The following is a 17,885-nucleotide window of genomic DNA, read 5'->3' as shown; positions in this document are numbered from 1 at the left end:
CGGCGTCACGCCGTTCGCACCCCGTCGGCGTCGGCGGCCGTCAGCCCCCGTGCCCCGTAGGCCGGGTTGCGCAGCAGCCAGGACAGGTACTCCGGGTGGGCCGCCAGCGAGTCGGTGTACGCGGCCAGCGCGTTCTCCAGCACCAGGTCGGCGTCCCGGGCGGCGGGGGAGTCGGGGTGCCAGCCCAGCATCAGCCGCCAGCGTAGCGGCGTACCGGCGAGCATCCGGGTGACCAGCCCGGAGACCGGGCGGAAGGTGGCCTGGCAGAGCGCGATGGCCTCGCCCGAGTCCACCATGTCGATGCAGCAGCGCACGTCGGTCTCGTACACCTTGCGGGGGGTGAAGCCGGCGCGGGCGCAGGCGGCGGCGAAGCAGTCGCCGAAGCAGCCGTCGCCGGGCGCGGCGACCCACTGTTCGCCGCTGAGGTCCACCAGGCTCACCTCCGCCTGCCCGGCCAGCGGGTGGTGCTCCGGCAGCAGCACGAGGACCGGGTCGACCGCCACCTCCCGCCAGCTCAGCCCGAACTCGGCCGGTGGGGCCGCGTCGCCGCACACCCCGATCAGCGCGAAGTCCAGCCGCCCGCCGGCGACCAACTGGGCCAGCTCCTCGGCGGACCAGGAGGCGTGCGTGGTGATCTGGGCCGGTGGCGGCTCGGCGGCGAGGCGGTGCACCAGACGGCCGAGAATGGGGCTGTTCACCCCGCCGAACCGGTACCGGCGGGGCACGTCCGCGGCGCCGGCCAGCCGCGCCGCCTCGTCCTGCAGGCCCTTCATCGCCGGCAGCAGCACCCGGGCCCGGGCGAGCACCAGCTCGCCGAGGGCGGTCGGGCGGGCGCCCCGGCGGTCCCGTTCGAACAGCGGCCCGCCCAGGGTCCGCTCGATGCGCTGGAGCTGGGCGGTGAGTGCCGGCTGGGCCAGGCCGAGCGTCGATGCCGCCTTGGTCACGCTCCCCGTCTCCGCGATCGCGCAGACCACCCTCAGGTGTCGCAGCTCCAGATTCATACCGTGACGGTATGACCCCGTAGCGATCGACGGAAGGCCCTGAACGGATCAACGATCCCCGATGTGCTTCCGATCTGCCCGCCGCGCCGCGAACGGGCCCACCGGCTCAGGCCGGCGGCGGCTCGGTCAGGTCGGCCAGGTAGGTGGGTCGGCCGGTGACGGCGTCGCGCACCTTGTCGACCACACCCACGGCCGGCTCCACGACCCGGTTCCACGGAGGGCTCGCCGGGGTGCCGGGGTGCGGGCGCGTGGGGGCCGCCTCCTCGGCGATCTCCAACCGGTTGCCCAGCCGGATCAGCTCCTCGGCGGTGGCCACCTCGCGCAGCGCCGCGACCAGCGCGCCCGCCTCCTCGACGTGGCGGTGCACCCGTGCGGCGACGTCGGCGAGCCCGTCGCCGTCGAGTTCCCGCAGGGCGGTCAGCAGGGCCCGGTCGTCCGCGATGGCCCGGTCGATGCGGTCGGCGGCGTCGGGCAGGGCGGCGCGTACGGCGGGCAGCAGGTACTGCTCCTCGGCGGAGAGGTGCCGCGACAGCGCCGCCGTCAGCACCTCCAGGCCCCGCTCGGGGGCGGGCTCCGGGCCGGGGCCGGTGAGCCGCCCCAGCAACTCGCGCAGCTGCCGGTGCTCGGTGTCGAGGATGTCGGCGATGCTGCGCCCGCCCGGCCGGAAGCCGTCGTCCTCTCCGGTCGGCGGCAGCGGTGGCAGGGGAACGGTCATGGTGCCCTCCTCTGGTGGCGGGCGGAGCGTGTGGTGGGTAACGGTCGCGAGCGGCGGTACCCGGCTCCGTCGGCGGCGAAACCGTGCCCGGTCGCCCGCCGGCCGTGGACCCCGACGGGCCCCTGGCGGTGGCGAGCGCGGCGGCGCCGGGCGGAGCGGAGCCGGCCGTCGGGGCGGGACGACCGCGCCGGGCGGGGCCCTGGTATGAAGAAGCGTTGACATCCTCCCCGCCCTAAAGGGCGGGGATTTCCTGGGTCACCCCAAAGGTTTCCTGCTTCACCGACGGACGCCCCGTCCGAGAGGACTCTCGTTGAGGTCTTACACCGCCTCCACAGGCAATCACGGAGAGCCCCTCCGCGAGAATGTTGCGGGCCGCGTTGACGTCGCGGTCGTGGACAGTGCCGCACCGGCAGGTCCACGACCGCACGTTCAGCGGCATCCGCTCAGCGAGCGCACCACACGCCGAGCACAGCTTGGACGACGGGAACCAGCGGTCCACAACAACGAGGTTGCGGCCGTTCCAGTCGGCCTTGTATTCGAGCAGGGTGCGGAACTGCCGCCAAGCCGCGTCGCTGATAGCACGAGCCAGGCTGCGGTTTTTGACCATGTTGCGCACGGTCAGATCCTCGATCACGATCGTTTGGTTCTCACGAACGAGCCGAGTGGTCAACTTGTGCAGGTGATCCCGCCTGCGGTCGGTGATCCGGGCGTGCACGCGGGCGAGGTTGAGTCGGGCCTTGTCCCGGTTCGCGGAGCCCTTCTCCTTCTTGGACAGGTTCCGTTGGGCGCGGGCGAGCGCGGCCCGGTCACGGCGCTCATGCTTCGGGTTTACGACTTTCTCTCCGGTGGAGAGGGTCAGCAGGCTGTCAAGGCCGGCGTCAACGCCGACCATGCCCGAAGTGGGAACCTGCTCGATTCGGTCGTCGCACAGCAGCGACACGAACCAGCGACCGGCCGCGTCCTGCGACACGGTCACCGTGGACGGCTTCGCGCCCTCGGGCAGCGGCCGGGACCACACGATGTCCAGCGGCTCAGTCATCTTCGCCAGGGTGAGCCGGCCGTCGCGGTAGCGGAACCCGCTGGTGGTGTACTCCGCCGACCGGCGCGACTTCTTCTTGCTCTTGAAGCTCGGGTACCGGGCTCGTTTGGCGAAGAAGTTCGTGAACGCGACTTGCAGGTGCCGCAGGCACTGTTGCAACGGCACCGACGACACCTCGCTGAGGAAGGCAAGGTCGTCGGTTTTCTTCCACGTGGTCAACATCGCCGACGTGGCGTTGTAGTTGACCCGTTCCTGGCGCAGCGTCCACGCCTCGGTGCGGGCCTGCAACGCCATGTTGTAAACCAGCCGGACACACCCGAACGTGCGGGCAAGCTCGGAAACCTGCGCGTCGGTCGGGTAGAAGCGGAACTTGAACGCCCGCTTCACGGTCTTGGTCACGTCTCACAATCTAGCAAGCTAGCCAGTAAGCCTTGCGGTGGCATGCGAGTGGACGCCCATCCGCCTTGGCGGCGGATGGGCTTTTCCTGCCCTGCTCCGCAGGGGCTCCGTTTCCTCTCCGGCCTGAAGGCCGAAGTATCCACGGAAGGAATCCGATGACGAGCGACGCCTCCGCCCGACCCGACCCGACCGGCGAGGTCGTCGACCTCTGCCGCGACCTCCTGCGGATCGACACCACCAACACCGGGGACAACGACACCAGCGCCGGGGAACGCCTCGCCGCCGAGTACGTGGCGGAGAAGCTGGCCGAGGTGGGCGTCGAGCCGGTGATCCACGAGTCGGCGCCCGGTCGGGCCAACCTGGTCGCCCGCATCCCGGGCACCGACCCGAGCCGCGGGGCGCTGCTGGTGCACGGCCACCTCGACGTCGTACCGGCCGACGCCGACGAGTGGTCGGTGCACCCGTTCTCCGGGGAACTGCGTGACGGCTACCTGTGGGGCCGGGGCGCCATCGACATGAAGGACTTCGACGCGATGGTGCTGGCCGTGGTGCGGCACTGGCAACGCACCGGGGTGCGCCCGCCCCGCGACATCGTCCTCGCGTACACAGCCGACGAGGAGGCGGGCAGCGACTACGGCGCGCACTTCCTGGTCCAGCGGCACCGCGGGTTGCTCGACGGCTGCACCGAGGCGATCGGCGAGGTCGGCGGCTTCTCCTACTCGGTCAACGAGAACCAGCGGCTCTACCTGATCGAGACCGCCGAGAAGGGCATCGACTGGCTGCGCCTGCACGCGCGGGGCCGCCCCGGGCACGGCTCGATGATCCACGACGACAACGCGGTCACCGCGCTCGCCGAGGCCGTGGCCCGGATCGGTCGGCACCGCTTTCCCGTGGTGGTGACCGACACCGTACGGGCGTTCCTGGAGGAGGTCTCCGACCTGCTCGGCATCGAGCTGGACCCGGAGGACCCGGAGACGGCCATCGCCAAGCTCGGGCCGATCGCCAACATCATCGGCGCGACGATCCGCAACACCGCCAACCCGACCCGGCTCGCGGCCGGGTACAAGGACAACGTGATCCCGGGCCGCGCCACCGCCACCATCGACTGCCGCAGCCTGCCCGGGCAGTCGGAGCTGCTGGAGCGGCAGCTGCACGAGCTGGTCGGCCCGGACATCGCCATCGAGTACCTCCAGCGTCAGCCGGCGCTGGAGACCACGTTCGACGGTGACCTGGTCGACGCGATGTCCGCCGCGCTGCGCGCGGAGGACCCGGGGGCGCACCCGGTGCCGTACATGCTCTCCGGCGGCACCGACGCCAAGGCGTTCTCGCAGCTCGGCATCCGCTGCTTCGGCTTCGCGCCGCTGCGGCTGCCCGCCGACCTGAACTTCTCCGCGTTGTTCCACGGCATCGACGAGCGGGTTCCGGTGGACGGACTACAGTTCGGCGTGCGGGTTCTCGACCGGTTCCTCCGCACCTGCTAGCCCCCGCCAGGCACCTCCGGCGGGAACCTCTGATCGTGAAGGGACTGACCCACATGACCGACCAGCACGGTGAGCTGGACGCCGCCCTCGAGCGCGTGATCGACGCGGCCCGTCACCACCTGGCCGCCGTCCGGGCCGCGCAGGGCCGCATCGACGACGACGACGTCTGGCAGGCGTACGTCGCGCTGAACAACGCGTCCTTCGCGTACGACGAGCAACTCCTGGACGCCTTCGGCGAGGTCACCCCCTGGGACGTCGAGTCGATCGACCCGGACGAGGCCGACCAGCGCTTCGGCGCCGTGGAGGGCGCGGAGCCCACCGACCCGCACCCGCGGGTCGTCTCGGTGCGGCAGCGGCGTGACTACCGGGTGCCGAGCGTGTCGGCGCTGATCCGGGTCGCCGAGGCGGCCCGGCGGGAGAGCACCCCGGCCGAGGACGAGCCGGAGCCCGTGGAGGGGGTCGGCGAGGCCGTGCTGGAGCTGCTCCAGAGCGGCGACGGCTCGCTCGGCGCGCTGGACGTGCCGGAGCTGGAGGCGCTCGACGGCGTGGTGATGGTCAGCGAGGTCGGCACGCCGGTCGACCTGGAGTCCTTCGACGACGACGACCCGGTGGGCCCGTTCCAGCCGGCCGCCGACGACCGGCTGGTCGGCCGGCTCGACGAGCACCCGTTCATGGAACTCGACGAGGAGCACGACCACGTCCACTAGGCGCTGACGGCACGCCCGCCACGCGGCGAAGGCCCGGGGCCCGACCTGATGGTCGGCCCCGGGCCTTCTGTCGTGTTCAGTACGACAGGCCGGGCTGCGGCTGGTTGACCCGGCGGCGACGCAGCATGACCTGCCGCGTGCCGTCGCGGTACAGCCGTACCCGCGCCAACTCCCACCCGGAGAACTCCGCCTGGATCGCCAACTGCGCCGCGGCGGTCAACCGGTCGACGTTCGGCGGCAGCCGCAGCGGCGCGTACTCGTAGTCCATGGGATCCATGCTGCCCAGCCGGCCGGCCGTCCGCCACCCCCTCGCCGCCGCCACCGGGCGGGGCGTCGCGCGCGCGGCGCCCGACCCGGTCGCGCGGGGCGTCGGGAGAGATTGCCGAACCGATTGACAATCGATAGGTTGCGAGCGATAGTCGATGCATGTTGAACGAGCATCGAGCGGTGGCGCCGCTCAGAGTGTTCCTCGTGGTGCTGTTCGGGATCCTGGTCATGCTTCAGGCCTTCTCGCTGCCCGGGCAGTTCGCGCACATGGCCGAGGAGTCCCCCGACCTCGCCTACCTCAGGTGGCCGATGACCGCCGTCGCGGTCTTCTGGGTGCTGTGCGTCCAGGTCGTGATCGTGGCCACCTGGCGGCTGCTCACCATGGTCAGGAACGACCGCATCTTCAGCGACGCCGCCCTGGCGTGGGTGGACACGATCGTGTGGGCGGTCGTGGCCGCCTGGGTGGTGCTGCTGGGCGTGTTCCTCTACGTCGGCTTCAACGCGTCCGACCCCGGGCTGCCGCTGCTGCTGTTCCTGCTGCTGGTGGGCGTGGCCGTGCTGGGCCTGCTGATGGTCGTCATGCGCGCGCTGCTGCGGCAGGCCACGACGCTGCGGACCGACATGGAAGCGGTGATCTGATGCCCATCGTCGTCCGCATCGACGTGGAACTGGCGAAGCGCAAGATGAGCGTGGGCGAGTTCGCCGAGCGCGTCGGTCTCACCCCGGCGAACGTGGCGGTGCTCAAGAACGGCCGTGCCAAGGCCGTCCGGTTCAGCACCCTGGAGGCCATGTGCCGGGTGCTCGACTGCCAGCCCGGCGACCTGCTCGAATGGGTGGAGGAGACGCCATGAGGTATCTGCTCGCCGTTCTCGCCGGCGCGCTCGGTGTCGCCGGCGTGGTGCTCGGGGAGGCGGACGACTCGCCGGGCCTCCAACTCCTGGGCGGTCTGCTCGTCGTCGGCGCGGTCGCGTTCGGCGTACGGATCGCGCGGCGCGGCAGGTAGCGCGACCGGAAACGGGCCGGTCAGCCGGCGGGCGGATTCGCCGCCAGCAGGGCGGCCAGCGACGACGCGCCGAGGGCCAGGGCGCGCGGGGTGCCCGCGTCCACCACCAGCCCCCACGCCGGGTCCGGCCAGTCCGCGAGCAGGTCCGCGCAGGGCACGGCGACGAACGGCACGCCCTCCCCGGCGAACGCGGTCAGCGCGTCCGGGGAGGTGAAGACGGGCAGCAGCGGCGCGCCCGTCGGGTCGGTGACGATCGTCCACGGCACGTCGCCGTCCGGCCCCGGCTCCGCCGCCAGCGGTACGCAGACGGCCGAGGCGGCCAGGATGCCGAGGTAGCCGGGCAGGTCCCGCCGCGCGCCGGCCTCGTCGAGCAGGTCCAGCACGGACGGGCCCGGAGGAGGCGGGGCGGGCGCCCGCACGGGGTGCGCAGCGGATTCCACCACGCCCGCGCCGGGCTGCGCGGATGCCCCGGCGGGCGCGACCGGCTCCGCGGAATCGCTGGCGGGCACGCCGGGGTGCGCGACGGGCGCGGCGGGTTCCGTGGCGTCCGCGACGGGCGCGGCGGGTCTCGCGGCCCGGCCGCGCGGCATCGTCGGCTCCGGCCGCACCCGGGGGCCGGTGGGCGGCAGGACCTGGCAGGACAGCGCGCCGGGCTCCGTGGTGAGAACCACGGCGGCGGTCTGCGCCGCGAACCCGCTCCACCAGCGCAGCCCCTCGGCGGTGCGGGGCGTCTCGTACCACCAGCCGCCGGCCCCGCGCGGCGCCTGCCAGCCGAGTTCGGCCAGGCGTCGCTCGTCGTAGGGCGGGCAGATCCCGCGCACGGAGTTCCGCCGCACCATCAGGTGCAGCCGGCGGGGGCCGGCGGCGAGCTCCAGGTCGGTGTCGTGGTCGCAGCCCGACAGCGTGTCGTGGAGCCGGGCGACGACGTCGGGCCAGCCCGACGAGGTCATGCCGGCGGCCCCGCGAGGCGGCCGTCGAGTCGCCCGAGCCGTCCCATGGCCTCCTCCAGCCGGCCGAGGGAGGCGAAGTCGCCGGGGGCGCCGAAGAGCCCGTTCAGGTCCGCGCCGAGCGTCGCGTCGAGACCTTCGGTGCGCTCGCCGAGCTGCGCGGTCGCCGCGGCGCGGGCCTGCCGGTACGCCTGGAGCACCATCGCCGCGAGATCCTCCGTGCCCGCCCGCAGCGCCGTCGGCGCGAGGCTCAGGTCGGTGAGCGCGCCGGTGGGGTCGACGGTCGCGGACACCAGGCCGCTGTCGTCGGTGGCCGTGGCGGTCAGCTCGTCGAGGTCGTCGGTGAGCCCGGCGAAGCGACGCTCGATGTCGGCGAGCCGTCCGGCGAGGGCGTCGAACGCGGACAGCGGGTCTGACATGAGAACCTCCCGTGCGCGGTGTCTTCCGGGGTGGCGGCTGGCGGCGACATGATCGTATCGTCGTCCCGCCGGGCGAACGGGGGAGGAACGGCGTGCCTGACATCGACGTCGACGTGCAGGCGGTACGTCGGCTGGAGGCGGCGGCGAAGCGGGTGGCCACCTCGCTGAGCGCGCTGGAGAGCCACATCGCGTCCGCCGGCGACATACCGGACGGGGCCTTCGGGCACCTGCCGTTCGTCAGCGACATGCTCCGCGACAAGTACGCCGAGCAGGTCACCGGCGGGGTGGAGCTGTTCCGCTCCGGCCACGACGCGTTCGAGCGGGTCGGCGGCACGCTGGGCGCCACGGCCGAGGCGTACGAGCGCACCGAGCAGGACATCGACGCCTCCTTCCGCGCCATCGGCGCCGGGATGACCCGGTGAGCGGGCCCGCAGGCACCGCCGTCGAACTCTGGAACGGCATCGACAACGCCCTCTCCGGCGTGGACAAGGCGGTGGATGCCGTCTGCCGTACCCTCGCCTGGCCGCTCATCCAGCTCGTCGACCTCGTCGACGGCGAACCGGCCGCGCTGCGCGCCAAGGCCACCGAGTGGGACACCCTCGCCGGCCAGGTGCGGGAGCTGGCCATGAACCACCGCGGCGTACGCGAGGCCGAGCAGGCCGCCTGGCGCTCCCCGTCCGGCGCGGCGTACGGGCGGCGGATGGCCGAGGTCGAGCAGCAACTGCTGGACGTCGCCGAACAGTTCGCCGCCACGGCCGAGTACCTGCGTGGCGTGGCCGACGCGCTGCAGACCGTGCACGACGTCCTGGTCGACATCTGCGTCGAGTTCGTCAACTTCCTGCTGGTGACCCTGGTCACCGCGTTGCTGATGGCGCCCTTCACCGCCGGGGCGTCCTGGGCGGCCGGGATGGCGCTCGGGGTCACCCGGGGCATGATCGCGCTCGCTCGGATGCTGAAGATCATCCGGCCGCTGGCGGCGCACCTGCAGAAGGTCATCCGGCTGCTGCAACGGGTCCTGCTGCACCTGCGCAAGCTGCGCAACCACCTGGACAAGCTGGTCGACAAGCAGAAGGCGCTGCGGGCCGGCCAGAAGTACGCCGACCGGCGCCGCGCCGCCGGCGCCGCCGACAAGTGGCACCACCGGTTCACCGACCCGGCGAAGGGCACCTGGAAGCTCGGCAAGTCCGGCACGCCGTTCGACATGAGCACGTTCGAGCGGCTCGGGGCGCTGCGGGCGCACGGCATGGCCGACGGGGCGCGCATGATCGGCCGGGACTGGGTCACCAACCTGCCGTGGAACATCCCGAACTCCGTCGTGCACGGCGTCACCTGGGGCACCGTGGCGACGGTCTCCGGCCTGTCGGTGCCCGGCACGGAGCGGGTCGGTGACAAGGTCGACGCGGCGGTACGGGGTGGCGCCGAGTGGATCGACCAGAATGTCTTCGGGCAGCCGCCGGCGCAGGAGCCGGCCGGCAGGTGACGGCCGATCGAGGGGGTGCGCGGTGTCCGAGGGGCGCAGCCGGCTGGGCCGGCTGACCGACGCGGTGCTGGGGGGTGCGCGCGCCGCCCGGGACAAGGCCCGGGAGCTGCGCGACGAGTTCCGCACCACCGACGAGCCCGAGCGCGCCCTCGTCGCGCCCCTGCTGCCCGGCGAGGAGATCCGCTACGTCGGCCTGGCGCCGGTACGGGCCCCGGAGACCCACCGGGCCGGCAGCCAGCTCGCCGACCGGGTGCACGCGGAACTGGCCGAGGCGCTCGACCCGCGTGCGCTGTTCGGGCTGCTCAACATCGTCAACCCGGTCGCCTGGGTCGACGCCGTGATGACGCCCGTACGCGTAGCCGCCGGCGTCCTGCTGCTGCCCGGCAAGGCCGCCGTCCTCGCCGCGGGCACGCCGGAGGCGGCCGAGCCGGAGCCGGCGCCGGGATCGGCGCCCCGGGAGCCGCTGCCGCTCACCGCCGAGCAGGAGGCGTTCCGGGCCCTGTTCCGGCTCAGCCGCCACCGACCGCTGGCCGACCAGCTCGCCGAGATCGCCTACCGGCGGCGGTACGTCTTCAGCGGCGACCTGGCCACGCTCGCCGGCAGCCTGCTGCTCTTCCTCGAGCGCTACACCGGCACCCCGCTGGCCGTCACCGACACCCACCTGCACCTGCTGCGGATGGGCCGCCGCCCCGACCCCGACCGCGAGGACCGGCGGCGTCCGCAGGTGCTGTGGAGCGTGCCGCGGCAGCGCGTCGCCCGCATCGACTCCGAGCACGGGGCCCGCCTGGTGCAGTTCCCGTCCACCATCGTGTTCGACGACGGCTCCTGGATCCGGATCGTCAACCCGGCCACCCGCGACGACCAGTCCCGCTTCCTCACCGCCGTACGCGATCTTCCCGGCCAGCGCCCCACGGCCTGACCGCACGCGCACCCCCGGGCCGGGGTCAGCCGTCGCGCTCGGGGTAGCCCACGGGTACGGCCGACACGTCGTCCAGCGCGGTGACGATCTCCTCGGGCAGGGTCATCCGCTCGACCTGGAGCGCGCCGAGCAGCTGCCCGACCGTCCGCGCGCCGAGGATCGGGGCCACCACCCCGGGCCGGTCGCGGATCCACGCCAGCGCCACCTCCGTCGGGGAGACGCCCAGCCCGCCCGCGGCGATGGCCACCGCCTCCACGATGCTGGAGCAGCGGGGCTCCAGGTAGGTGGCGACGAACCGCTCGAAGTGCGCCGAGGCCGCCCGCGAGTCGGCGGGCCGGCCGTGCCGGTACTTGCCGGTGAGGACCCCGCGACCCAGCGGCGACCAGGGCAGCACGCCCAGCCCGAGGGCCTCGCAGGCGGGCAGCACCTCCCGCTCCACGCCCCGCTCCAGCAGCGAGTACTCCACCTGTGCCGCCACCACCGGCGCGCGCCCCGGCCAGGCGCTCTGCCAGGCCGCCGCCCGCGCGGTCTGCCAACCGGCGAAGTTCGACACGCCGACGTAGCGGACCCGGCCGCTGGCCACCGCGTGGTCGAGCGCCGCGAGGGTCTCCTCCAGCGGGGTGTCGGCGTCGTAGCCGTGCAGCTGGAACAGGTCGACGTGGTCGGTGCCGAGCCGGCGCAGCGAGGCGTCCAGGGTGCGCAGCAGGTGCCCACGGGAGCCGTCCCGCCGCCGGCCGCTGCCCGGGCGCAGCCCCGCCTTGGTGGCGATCAACAGTTCCTCGCGCGGCACCAGCGTGCCCAGCAGCGACCCGATCACCGACTCGGCGTCGCCGTCGCCGTAGACGTCGGCGGTGTCGATGAGGTTGCCGCCCGCGTCGAGGTAACTCTTCAGCTGGGCGGCCGCATCGTCGGCGTCGGTGTCCCGGCCCCAGGTCATGGTGCCGAGCGCGAGCCGCGAAACCGCCAGCCCGCTTCGGCCGAGCGGTCGCTGTTGCATGGGTGAACCTTATTTCGAACCGCGGTCCGCCGATATCCTCGCCGCCGTCAAGTGTGTCGGGCGCGTCGCTTTTCCGACCGTCCGGACGCCGTTCGGGTGGTGGTGACCGGTGGACGGGCCTCCTTCCGGCATTGCGTAACCTGATGCGACCTGTGGTGCGGATGGGGGAGGACCTAGTGCGACTCGGGCTCAGCCTCGGATACCAGACAGCATGGAGCACACCGGCCGATCACCTGGCCTTCGCCCAGGAGGCGGACCGGCTCGGCTACTCGGTGGTGTGGGCGGCGGAGGCCTACGGCTCCGACTCGCCGAGCATGCTCTCCTGGATGGCCGGGCAGACGGAACGGATCGACCTGGGCAGCGCGGTGATGCAGATCCCCGCCCGTACCCCGGCGATGACCGCGATGACCGCGGCGACCATCGACGCGCTCTCCGGCGGCCGGTTCCGGCTCGGCCTCGGCGTGTCCGGCCCGCAGGTCTCCGAGGGCTGGCACGGCGTGCGGTTCGGCAAGCCGCTCGCGCGGACCCGCGAGTTCGTGGACATCGTGAAGCTGGCCGTCGCCCGCAAGTCCGTCGCGTACGACGGCGAGTTCTACACGCTGCCGCTGCCCGACGGCCCGGGCAAGGCGCTGAAGCTGGGCTTCCACCCGCCGCGCGAGCACATCCCGATCTACCTCGCCGCTGTCGGCCCGAAGAACCTGGAACTGGCCGGCGAGATCGCCGACGGCTGGCTGGCGATCTTCTACAGCCCGGAGTTCGCCGAGGAGCAGCTGGCGTCGGTGCGCGCCGGGCGGGCGAAGGTCGGCAAGGAACTCGCCGGCTTCGACGTGGTCCCGTCGGTGCCCGTGGTGGTCGGCGACGACGTCGCCACCTGCGCCGAGCTGGTGCGCTGGTACGCGGCCCTCTACGTCGGCGGCATGGGCAGCCGTCAGCAGAACTTCTACAACCAGCTCGCCACCCGGATGGGCTACGGCGACGCCGCCCGCGAGGTGCAGGACCTCTACCTGGCCAAGCGGCAGCGCGACGCCGCCGCCGCGGTGCCGCTGGAGTTCATCGACCGCACCTCGCTGCTGGGTCCGAAGGAGCGCATCGCCGAGCGGATGCGGGAGTACGCCGCCTCCGGCGTCACCACCCTCTCCGTGACCCTTTTCGTCGGCGACCGGGACAGCGGTGTGCAGACCCTGCGTACCGTCGCCGAGGCGCTGGACCTCTCGGGAGTCGGCGAGTGACCTGGATCGAGGCCATCGTCCTGGGCATCGTCCAGGGACTGACCGAGTTCCTCCCGGTCAGCTCGTCCGGTCACCTGCGGATCACCTCGGCGATCTTCTTCGACCAGGACGCCGGGGCGTCGTTCACGGCGGTCACCCAGTTGGGCACCGAGGCGGCGGTGCTGATCTACTTCGCGAAGGACATCTGGCGCATCACCCGTACGTGGCTGGTCGGTATCCGGGACAAGTCGGTGCGTTCCAGCCTCGACTACCGGATGGGCTGGTACGTCATCGTAGGCTCGATCCCGATCGGGCTGTTCGGGTTCCTGTTCAAGGACCAGATCCGTACCGCCGGGCGCAACCTGTGGCTGGTGGCGACCACGCTGATCGTGTTCGCGTTCGTGCTGGCGTTCGCGGAGTACTGGGGGCGGCAGACCCGCACCCTGGAGAACTTCAGGATGCGCGACGGCGTGGTGATGGGCTTCGCCCAGGCGATGGCGCTCATCCCGGGGGTGTCCCGCTCCGGCGGCACGCTCACCGCCGGGCTGTTCCTCAACCTCACCCGGGAGGCCGCGGCGCGTTACTCGTTCCTGCTGGCCATCCCGGCGGTGGTGATGTCCGGGATCTTCAGCGTCGGTGACGTCTTCGAACCGGCGGCCCCCGGCACGTCGGTGCCGAGCCTGGCCCAGATGATCATCGCGACCATCATCGCCTTCGGCGTCGGCTACGCGGCCATCGCCTGGCTGCTGCGCTACGTCGCCCACCACACCCTGTACGTCTTCGTGCTGTACCGGGTCGCGGTGGGCACCCTGGTGCTCGCCCTGCTGATGACGGGCACCATCAGCGCCACCTGATCCGCCCGCACAAGCCGGCCCCCGGACCCCGCAGCGGGTACGGGGGCCGCAGCTTGTCGTTTGGACCTATCCGGCACAAGTGGGACTTCTCGGCTATAGCCTCAGGGTGTCGCGCCATCTCGGGAGGGGATCGCCTGTAGCTCGCGCGGGAGGGAGGGCGCCGTGTCTGCCAGCGGCGGCCAGCGACGCGGGCGGGGGCGGCCACCGAGGCGGAACCTCGTCGCGGTCCTCTCCGTCGTCGTCCTCTCCGGTGCCTTCTTCGGCTACGACCAGGGCGTCATCAGCGGGGCGCTGCGCGACATCCGCCGGACCTTCCAGGCCGACACCTTCGCCGTCGAGGTGGCGGCGAGCTGGGTGACCCCCGGGGCGCTGGTGGGGGCGCTGCTCGGTGGTCACCTCGCGGATCGGATCGGCCGCCGCGGGGCGCTCCGGGTCGCGGCGGCCGCGTTCGTGGCGGGCACGATCCTGCAAGCGGCCGCGCCGGTGCTGGGGGTCCTGTTCGGGGCGAGGCTGATCCTGGGGCTGGGCATCGGGGTGGCGTCGGTCGCCGGGCCGATGTACGCGGCGGAGGCCGCGCCGGAACGCATCCGGGGCAGCCTGCTGGCCGTGTACCAGTTCTCCACCACGTTCGCCATCTTCATCGGCTACCTGGCCGACGAGCTGTTCGAGTCGGGCGGTTCCTGGCGCTATCTGCTGGGCGCGGCGGCGCTGCTGGGCGTCGCCCTGGCACTCGTCACCACCGTGATCCCGGACTCCGCCGTCTGGTACCTCAAGCGGGGAGACAAGCGCCGGGCGGAGGCGTCGCTGAAGGCGACCACGCCGGCGCAGAAGGTGCCGCAGCGACTGCACGCTGTCGAGGAGGGACTCACGGCGGGGCAGGCGGGCTGGCGGGAGGTGCTCTCGCGGCGGTGGCGGCGACCGCTGGCGCTCGGCGTCGGCCTGGCCCTGTTCCAGCAGTTGACCGGCATCAACGGGATCATCTACTACGCGGACCCGATCTTCTCGGCGGCGGGCTTCCACACCCCGCAGGAGCAGCTCACCGCGACCACCTGGGCGATCGGCGGGGTCGATTCGCTCTTCACGCTGGTCGCGGTCGCCTTCCTGGACCGGCTCGGCCGTCGTCCGTTGCTGCTGGTCGGGCTGCTGGGCATGGCGGTCTCGCTCGTGGTGGTCAGTCTCAGCTTCGCGCAGCTGGGGCCGGGCGCGGGGCGGGCCGCGGCGGCCGGGCACCAGCCCACCGACGCGGGCGTCTTCCTGCTGGTCGGCGTGGTCATGTTCGTCGCGTTCTACGCCATGTCGATCGGGCCGGCCGCGTGGACCGTGATCAACGAGATCTTCCCGGGACACATCCGGGGCCGGTGCGTGGCGATCGCCTCCGCCACGCACTGGGGTACGGAGTACCTCGTCACGCAGTTCTTCCTGAACATGCTCAGCGCCCTGGGGCGATCCGGGGTGTTCGCGCTCTTCGCCGGCACCTGTGTGATCGGCTTCCTGTTCCTCTGGCGGTACCTGCCGGAGACGAAGGGCAGGACCCTCGAGGAGATCCAGCAGATGTGGGCCGCCGGTGGGCGCGCCCGGCGCTCCCGCGGCGGCGCCGACCGCTCCGGCTGATCGGCGGACGCGTCGATACGGGACGCGGAGTTGCGTGATTCCGGTCCGCACCGGCAGCGCAAAGCGTACGGTCCTACTCGAAGCGACATTTAACCGGCGTAGCGGACATACTGGTCAAGCTGAGCTGCCGGTGCCAAGGCCGAGCCGAGTCCGTCCGGCCCGGCCGGTCGCCCCCGATCGACAGTCGCGAAGGACCCGAACAGTGCATCTGACACCGAAGGAATTCGACAAGCTCACGATCCTCTCGATGGCCGTCGTCGCCAACGCCCGCAAGGCCAGAGGGATCAAGCTCAACCACCCCGAGGCCGTCGCGGTGATCTGCGCCGCCGCGCTCGAGGGGGCCCGGGAGGGCAAGACCGTCGAAGAGGTCATGAACGAGGCCCGCAGCACACTGAGCGCCGACGACGTGATGCCGGGCGTGCCGGACATGTTGCCCATGGTGCAGGTCGAGGCGGTCTTCACCGACGGTTCCCGACTGGTCACCGTGCACTCACCGATCCGGTAGGCGCAGGAGTCCGGACGCGATCTTCGAGAAAGGCGGAGCAGAGATGGCCAAGCAGCATCCCGGCCCCAACTCCAAGCACGTGCGGCCCATCGGCGGCTACGTGCTCAGCGACCAGCCGCTGGAGTTGAACGCGGGCCGGCCGGTCACGGAAGTCGTCGTGCAGAACACCGGCGACCGGCCGATCCAGGTCGGCTCGCACTTCCACTTCTTCGAGGCCAACCGGATGCTCGCCTTCGACCGCGAGGCGGCGTTCGGCAGGCGGCTCAACATCCCGGCGACGACGTCCATCCGCTTCGAGCCGGGCGACAAGAAGACCGTGCAGCTCATTCCCTTCGGCGGGCAGCAGCGCGTCTACGGGTTCAACGGGCTGGTGCAGGGCTGGAGCGGAAGCGAGTCGATGCCCAGCTACCGGCCGGACCGGACGGCGGCGATCCACAACGCCAAGACCCGGGGCTTCAAGTTCGGCCCGGAACAGCAGGAGAAGCCCGAGCAACAGGACAAGCCCGAGGGCAAGAAGAAGTAGGTCCACTATCCCGCAGGGCTGCCAGCCTCGGGCAGGAGAGAAGAACAGATGAGCCAGATCTCCCGGCAAGAGTATTCCGGAATGTACGGCCCCACGACGGGCGACCAGATCCGCCTCGGCGACACGGATCTCTACATCGAGATCGAGAAGGACCTGCGGGTCCTGGGCGACGAGGTGATGTACGGCGGCGGCAAGACCCTGCGCGACGGCATGGGGGTGCACAACCAGTACACCAACGCCGAGGGGGGCCTGGACCTGGTCATCACCAACGTGACCATCCTCGACGCGACCCTCGGCGTGGTCAAGGCCGACGTCGGGGTCAAGGACGGCAAGATCGCCGGCATCGGCAAGGCCGGCAACCCGAACATCATGGACGGGGTCACCCCCGAGCTGATCACCGGACCGGGCACCGAGGCGATCTCCGGCGAGCACCTCATCCTGACCGCCGGGGGCATCGACACGCACGTGCACCTGGTGACGCCGTTGCAGGCGCAGGCCGCCCTGAGCAACGGTGTGACCACCCTGTGGGGCGGCGGCACCGGCCCGACCGACAGCACGAACGGCGTCACCATCACTCCCGGGCCGTGGAACATCCAGGCGATGATGCGGGCCTTCGAGAGCATCCCCATCAACATCGGCCTGATGGCCAAGGGCAACAGCACCGGCCGCGCGCCCCTGGTGGAGCAGATCATGGCCGGCGCGCCGAGCTTCAAGATCCACGAGGACTGGGGCGCCCCGCCCGCGGTGATCCGGGCCTGCCTGGACGTCGCCGACGAGTTCGACGTGCAGGTCAGCATCCACACCGACACCCTCAACGAGAGCGGCTACCTGGAGGACAGCATCGCCGCGTTCGAGGGCCGGACGATCCACACCTTCCACACCGAGGGCGCCGGCGGCGGCCACGCGCCAGACGTCATCAAGATCGCCGGCCAGATGAACGTGCTGCCCAGCTCCACCACGCCCACGGTGCCCTACGGCATCAACAGCCAGTCCGAGCTGTACGACATGATCATGGTTTGCCACAACTTCAACCCGCAGGTCCCCTCGGACGTGGCGTTCGTCGAGAGCCGGATCCGCACGGAGACGATCGCGGCCGAGGACGTGCTGCTCGACGAGGGTGTCATCTCGATGATGCAGAGCGACTCGCAGGCCATGGGGCGCGTCGGCGAGACCTGGTTGCGGACCATCCAGCTCGCCGGGCAGATGAAGGCCACCCGCGGCAAGCTCGCCGAGGACTCCGACGCCAACGACAACTTCCGGGTGCTGCGGTACGTGGCGAAGATGACCATCAACCCGGCCATCACCCAGGGGATCTCGCACGTGCTGGGCTCGGTGACGCCGGGCAAGATGGCCGACCTCGTGCTCTGGGAGCCGGCCTTCTTCGGCACCAAGCCGAAGCTGGTCCTCAAGGGCGGCATGATCGCCTGGTCGATCATGGGCGACCCGAACGCCTCGCTGCCGACGCCGCAGCCGGTCTACTACCGGCCCTCGTTCGCCGCGTACGGCAGCCAGCTCGCCAAGACCTGCGTGACCTTCGTGTCCCGGGCCGCGTACGAGGCCGGCATCGCCGAGCGGCTCGGCCTGCAACGGCAGGTCATGCCGGTGTACCGGACCCGGGGACTGACCAAGCGCGACATGGTGCGCAACGACCGGACGCCGAAGCTCGAGGTGGATCCGGAGACCTTCGCCGTGAAGATGGACGGCGTCCACGCGACGGTGCCGCCGGCCCGCAACCTTCCCCTGAGCCAGCTCTACTTCTTCAGCTGACGCCGCCGGGACCGTCCGTCGAACGCGTGCGGTCCCGGCACAC

20 protein-coding genes and 1 pseudogene are annotated in these 17,885 nt (G+C 71.8%); 14 read left to right on the top strand and 7 right to left on the bottom strand.

The annotated features are described in order from the left end of the window. Window positions 1–5: 5 nt before the first annotated feature. The 3 genes from ACGFIR_RS15685 to ACGFIR_RS15675 all read right to left on the bottom strand — a co-directional run bounded on the left by ACGFIR_RS15685 (window position 6) and on the right by ACGFIR_RS15675 (window position 3,154). Window positions 6–1,001, bottom strand: coding sequence for a LysR substrate-binding domain-containing protein (locus tag ACGFIR_RS15685; RefSeq protein WP_393145573.1), 996 nt, complete (start codon window positions 999–1,001; stop codon window positions 6–8). Window positions 1,002–1,107: 106 nt separating this feature from the next. Next, window positions 1,108–1,716, bottom strand: coding sequence for a hemerythrin domain-containing protein (locus tag ACGFIR_RS15680; protein ID WP_393145571.1), 609 nt, complete (start codon window positions 1,714–1,716; stop codon window positions 1,108–1,110). A 232-nt stretch (window positions 1,717–1,948) separates the two neighbouring features. After that, a complete protein-coding gene (locus tag ACGFIR_RS15675) occupies window positions 1,949–3,154 on the bottom strand; it encodes an RNA-guided endonuclease InsQ/TnpB family protein (protein WP_393145569.1) in 1,206 nt (401 codons plus the stop codon). Between the two features lie 155 nt (window positions 3,155–3,309). Between ACGFIR_RS15675 and ACGFIR_RS15670 the strand changes: the two genes are divergently transcribed. Together ACGFIR_RS15670 and ACGFIR_RS15665 are read left to right on the top strand one after the other, a co-directional pair. Further along, a complete protein-coding gene (locus tag ACGFIR_RS15670; RefSeq protein WP_393003415.1) occupies window positions 3,310–4,635 on the top strand; it encodes a M20/M25/M40 family metallo-hydrolase in 1,326 nt (441 codons plus the stop codon). A 53-nt stretch (window positions 4,636–4,688) separates the two neighbouring features. Beyond that, window positions 4,689–5,342 carry a hypothetical protein gene (locus ACGFIR_RS15665; protein ID WP_393145832.1) on the top strand — a complete coding sequence of 218 codons (654 nt, stop codon included), beginning with the start codon at window positions 4,689–4,691 and terminating at the stop codon, window positions 5,340–5,342. A 76-nt stretch (window positions 5,343–5,418) separates the two neighbouring features. Here the strand turns inward: ACGFIR_RS15665 and ACGFIR_RS15660 are convergent, their stop codons facing one another. Then, window positions 5,419–5,610 (bottom strand): DUF5703 family protein, encoded by a 192-nt coding sequence (locus ACGFIR_RS15660; protein WP_393003413.1) that lies wholly within the window; start codon window positions 5,608–5,610, stop codon window positions 5,419–5,421. A gap of 179 nt (window positions 5,611–5,789) precedes the next feature. On the opposite strand from ACGFIR_RS15660, the gene ACGFIR_RS15655 reads away from it, so the two are divergent. The 3 genes from ACGFIR_RS15655 to ACGFIR_RS15645 are packed head-to-tail and all read left to right on the top strand — an operon-like array spanning window position 5,790 to window position 6,612. Beyond that, window positions 5,790–6,248: a DUF2975 domain-containing protein gene (locus tag ACGFIR_RS15655; protein WP_393003411.1), complete on the top strand. Its 459-nt coding sequence runs from the start codon at window positions 5,790–5,792 to the stop codon at window positions 6,246–6,248. Next, window positions 6,248–6,460: a helix-turn-helix transcriptional regulator gene (locus tag ACGFIR_RS15650; RefSeq protein ID WP_357093745.1), complete on the top strand. Its 213-nt coding sequence runs from the start codon at window positions 6,248–6,250 to the stop codon at window positions 6,458–6,460. The genes ACGFIR_RS15655 and ACGFIR_RS15650 overlap by 1 nt, the downstream gene beginning before the upstream one ends. Further along, complete coding sequence (locus ACGFIR_RS15645) at window positions 6,457–6,612, top strand: hypothetical protein (protein WP_393003409.1); 156 nt, start codon at window positions 6,457–6,459, stop codon at window positions 6,610–6,612. The genes ACGFIR_RS15650 and ACGFIR_RS15645 overlap by 4 nt, the downstream gene beginning before the upstream one ends. A gap of 20 nt (window positions 6,613–6,632) precedes the next feature. On the opposite strand, the gene ACGFIR_RS15640 is transcribed toward ACGFIR_RS15645, so the two are convergent. Further along, window positions 6,633–7,562 carry an SseB family protein gene (locus ACGFIR_RS15640; protein ID WP_393145566.1) on the bottom strand — a complete coding sequence of 310 codons (930 nt, stop codon included), beginning with the start codon at window positions 7,560–7,562 and terminating at the stop codon, window positions 6,633–6,635. Continuing rightward, window positions 7,559–7,978 carry a YbaB/EbfC family nucleoid-associated protein gene (locus ACGFIR_RS15635; protein ID WP_393145564.1) on the bottom strand — a complete coding sequence of 140 codons (420 nt, stop codon included), beginning with the start codon at window positions 7,976–7,978 and terminating at the stop codon, window positions 7,559–7,561. The genes ACGFIR_RS15640 and ACGFIR_RS15635 overlap by 4 nt, the downstream gene beginning before the upstream one ends. A 92-nt stretch (window positions 7,979–8,070) precedes the next feature. On the opposite strand from ACGFIR_RS15635, the gene ACGFIR_RS15630 reads away from it, so the two are divergent. From ACGFIR_RS15630 to ACGFIR_RS15620, 3 genes are read left to right on the top strand one after another with little or no spacing between them, the layout of a single operon-like run. Next, complete coding sequence (locus tag ACGFIR_RS15630; RefSeq protein ID WP_393003403.1) at window positions 8,071–8,400, top strand: hypothetical protein; 330 nt, start codon at window positions 8,071–8,073, stop codon at window positions 8,398–8,400. Next, complete coding sequence (locus tag ACGFIR_RS15625) at window positions 8,397–9,458, top strand: WXG100 family type VII secretion target (protein WP_393145562.1); 1,062 nt, start codon at window positions 8,397–8,399, stop codon at window positions 9,456–9,458. The genes ACGFIR_RS15630 and ACGFIR_RS15625 overlap by 4 nt, the downstream gene beginning before the upstream one ends. Window positions 9,459–9,480: 22 nt before the next feature. After that, window positions 9,481–10,377 (top strand): hypothetical protein, encoded by an 897-nt coding sequence (locus ACGFIR_RS15620; RefSeq protein WP_393145560.1) that lies wholly within the window; start codon window positions 9,481–9,483, stop codon window positions 10,375–10,377. Between the two features lie 25 nt (window positions 10,378–10,402). On the opposite strand, the gene ACGFIR_RS15615 is transcribed toward ACGFIR_RS15620, so the two are convergent. Then, window positions 10,403–11,374, bottom strand: coding sequence for an aldo/keto reductase (locus tag ACGFIR_RS15615; RefSeq protein ID WP_393003397.1), 972 nt, complete (start codon window positions 11,372–11,374; stop codon window positions 10,403–10,405). Between the two features lie 176 nt (window positions 11,375–11,550). On the opposite strand from ACGFIR_RS15615, the gene ACGFIR_RS15610 reads away from it, so the two are divergent. The 6 genes and pseudogenes from ACGFIR_RS15610 to ACGFIR_RS15585 all read left to right on the top strand — a co-directional run bounded on the left by ACGFIR_RS15610 (window position 11,551) and on the right by ACGFIR_RS15585 (window position 17,842). After that, the gene (locus tag ACGFIR_RS15610; RefSeq protein ID WP_393003395.1) at window positions 11,551–12,603 is read left to right on the top strand and encodes an LLM class F420-dependent oxidoreductase; all 1,053 of its coding nucleotides are present in this window, start codon (window positions 11,551–11,553) and stop codon (window positions 12,601–12,603) included. Then, window positions 12,600–13,436, top strand: coding sequence for an undecaprenyl-diphosphate phosphatase (locus ACGFIR_RS15605; protein ID WP_393003393.1), 837 nt, complete (start codon window positions 12,600–12,602; stop codon window positions 13,434–13,436). Before ACGFIR_RS15610 ends, ACGFIR_RS15605 begins: the two co-directional genes overlap by 4 nt. 162 nt (window positions 13,437–13,598) lie before the next feature. After that, on the top strand, window positions 13,599–15,047 hold the full coding sequence (locus ACGFIR_RS15600; RefSeq protein WP_393145558.1) for a sugar porter family MFS transporter: 1,449 nt from the start codon (window positions 13,599–13,601) through the stop codon (window positions 15,045–15,047). A gap of 202 nt (window positions 15,048–15,249) precedes the next feature. After that, window positions 15,250–15,552, top strand: coding sequence for an urease subunit gamma (locus ACGFIR_RS15595; RefSeq protein ID WP_132237885.1), 303 nt, complete (start codon window positions 15,250–15,252; stop codon window positions 15,550–15,552). A 43-nt stretch (window positions 15,553–15,595) separates the two neighbouring features. Then, a pseudogene (locus ACGFIR_RS15590) lies at window positions 15,596–15,931 on the top strand (urease subunit beta); the annotation flags it as partial. 192 nt (window positions 15,932–16,123) lie between these two features. Then, complete coding sequence (locus ACGFIR_RS15585; RefSeq protein ID WP_393003389.1) at window positions 16,124–17,842, top strand: urease subunit alpha; 1,719 nt, start codon at window positions 16,124–16,126, stop codon at window positions 17,840–17,842. Window positions 17,843–17,885: the final 43 nt, after the last annotated feature.

This window comes from Micromonospora sp. NPDC049051 (assembly GCF_043197575.1).
Lineage (GTDB): Bacteria > Actinomycetota > Actinomycetes > Mycobacteriales > Micromonosporaceae > Micromonospora.
This window is presented reverse-complemented; position numbering and strand designations above follow the sequence as displayed.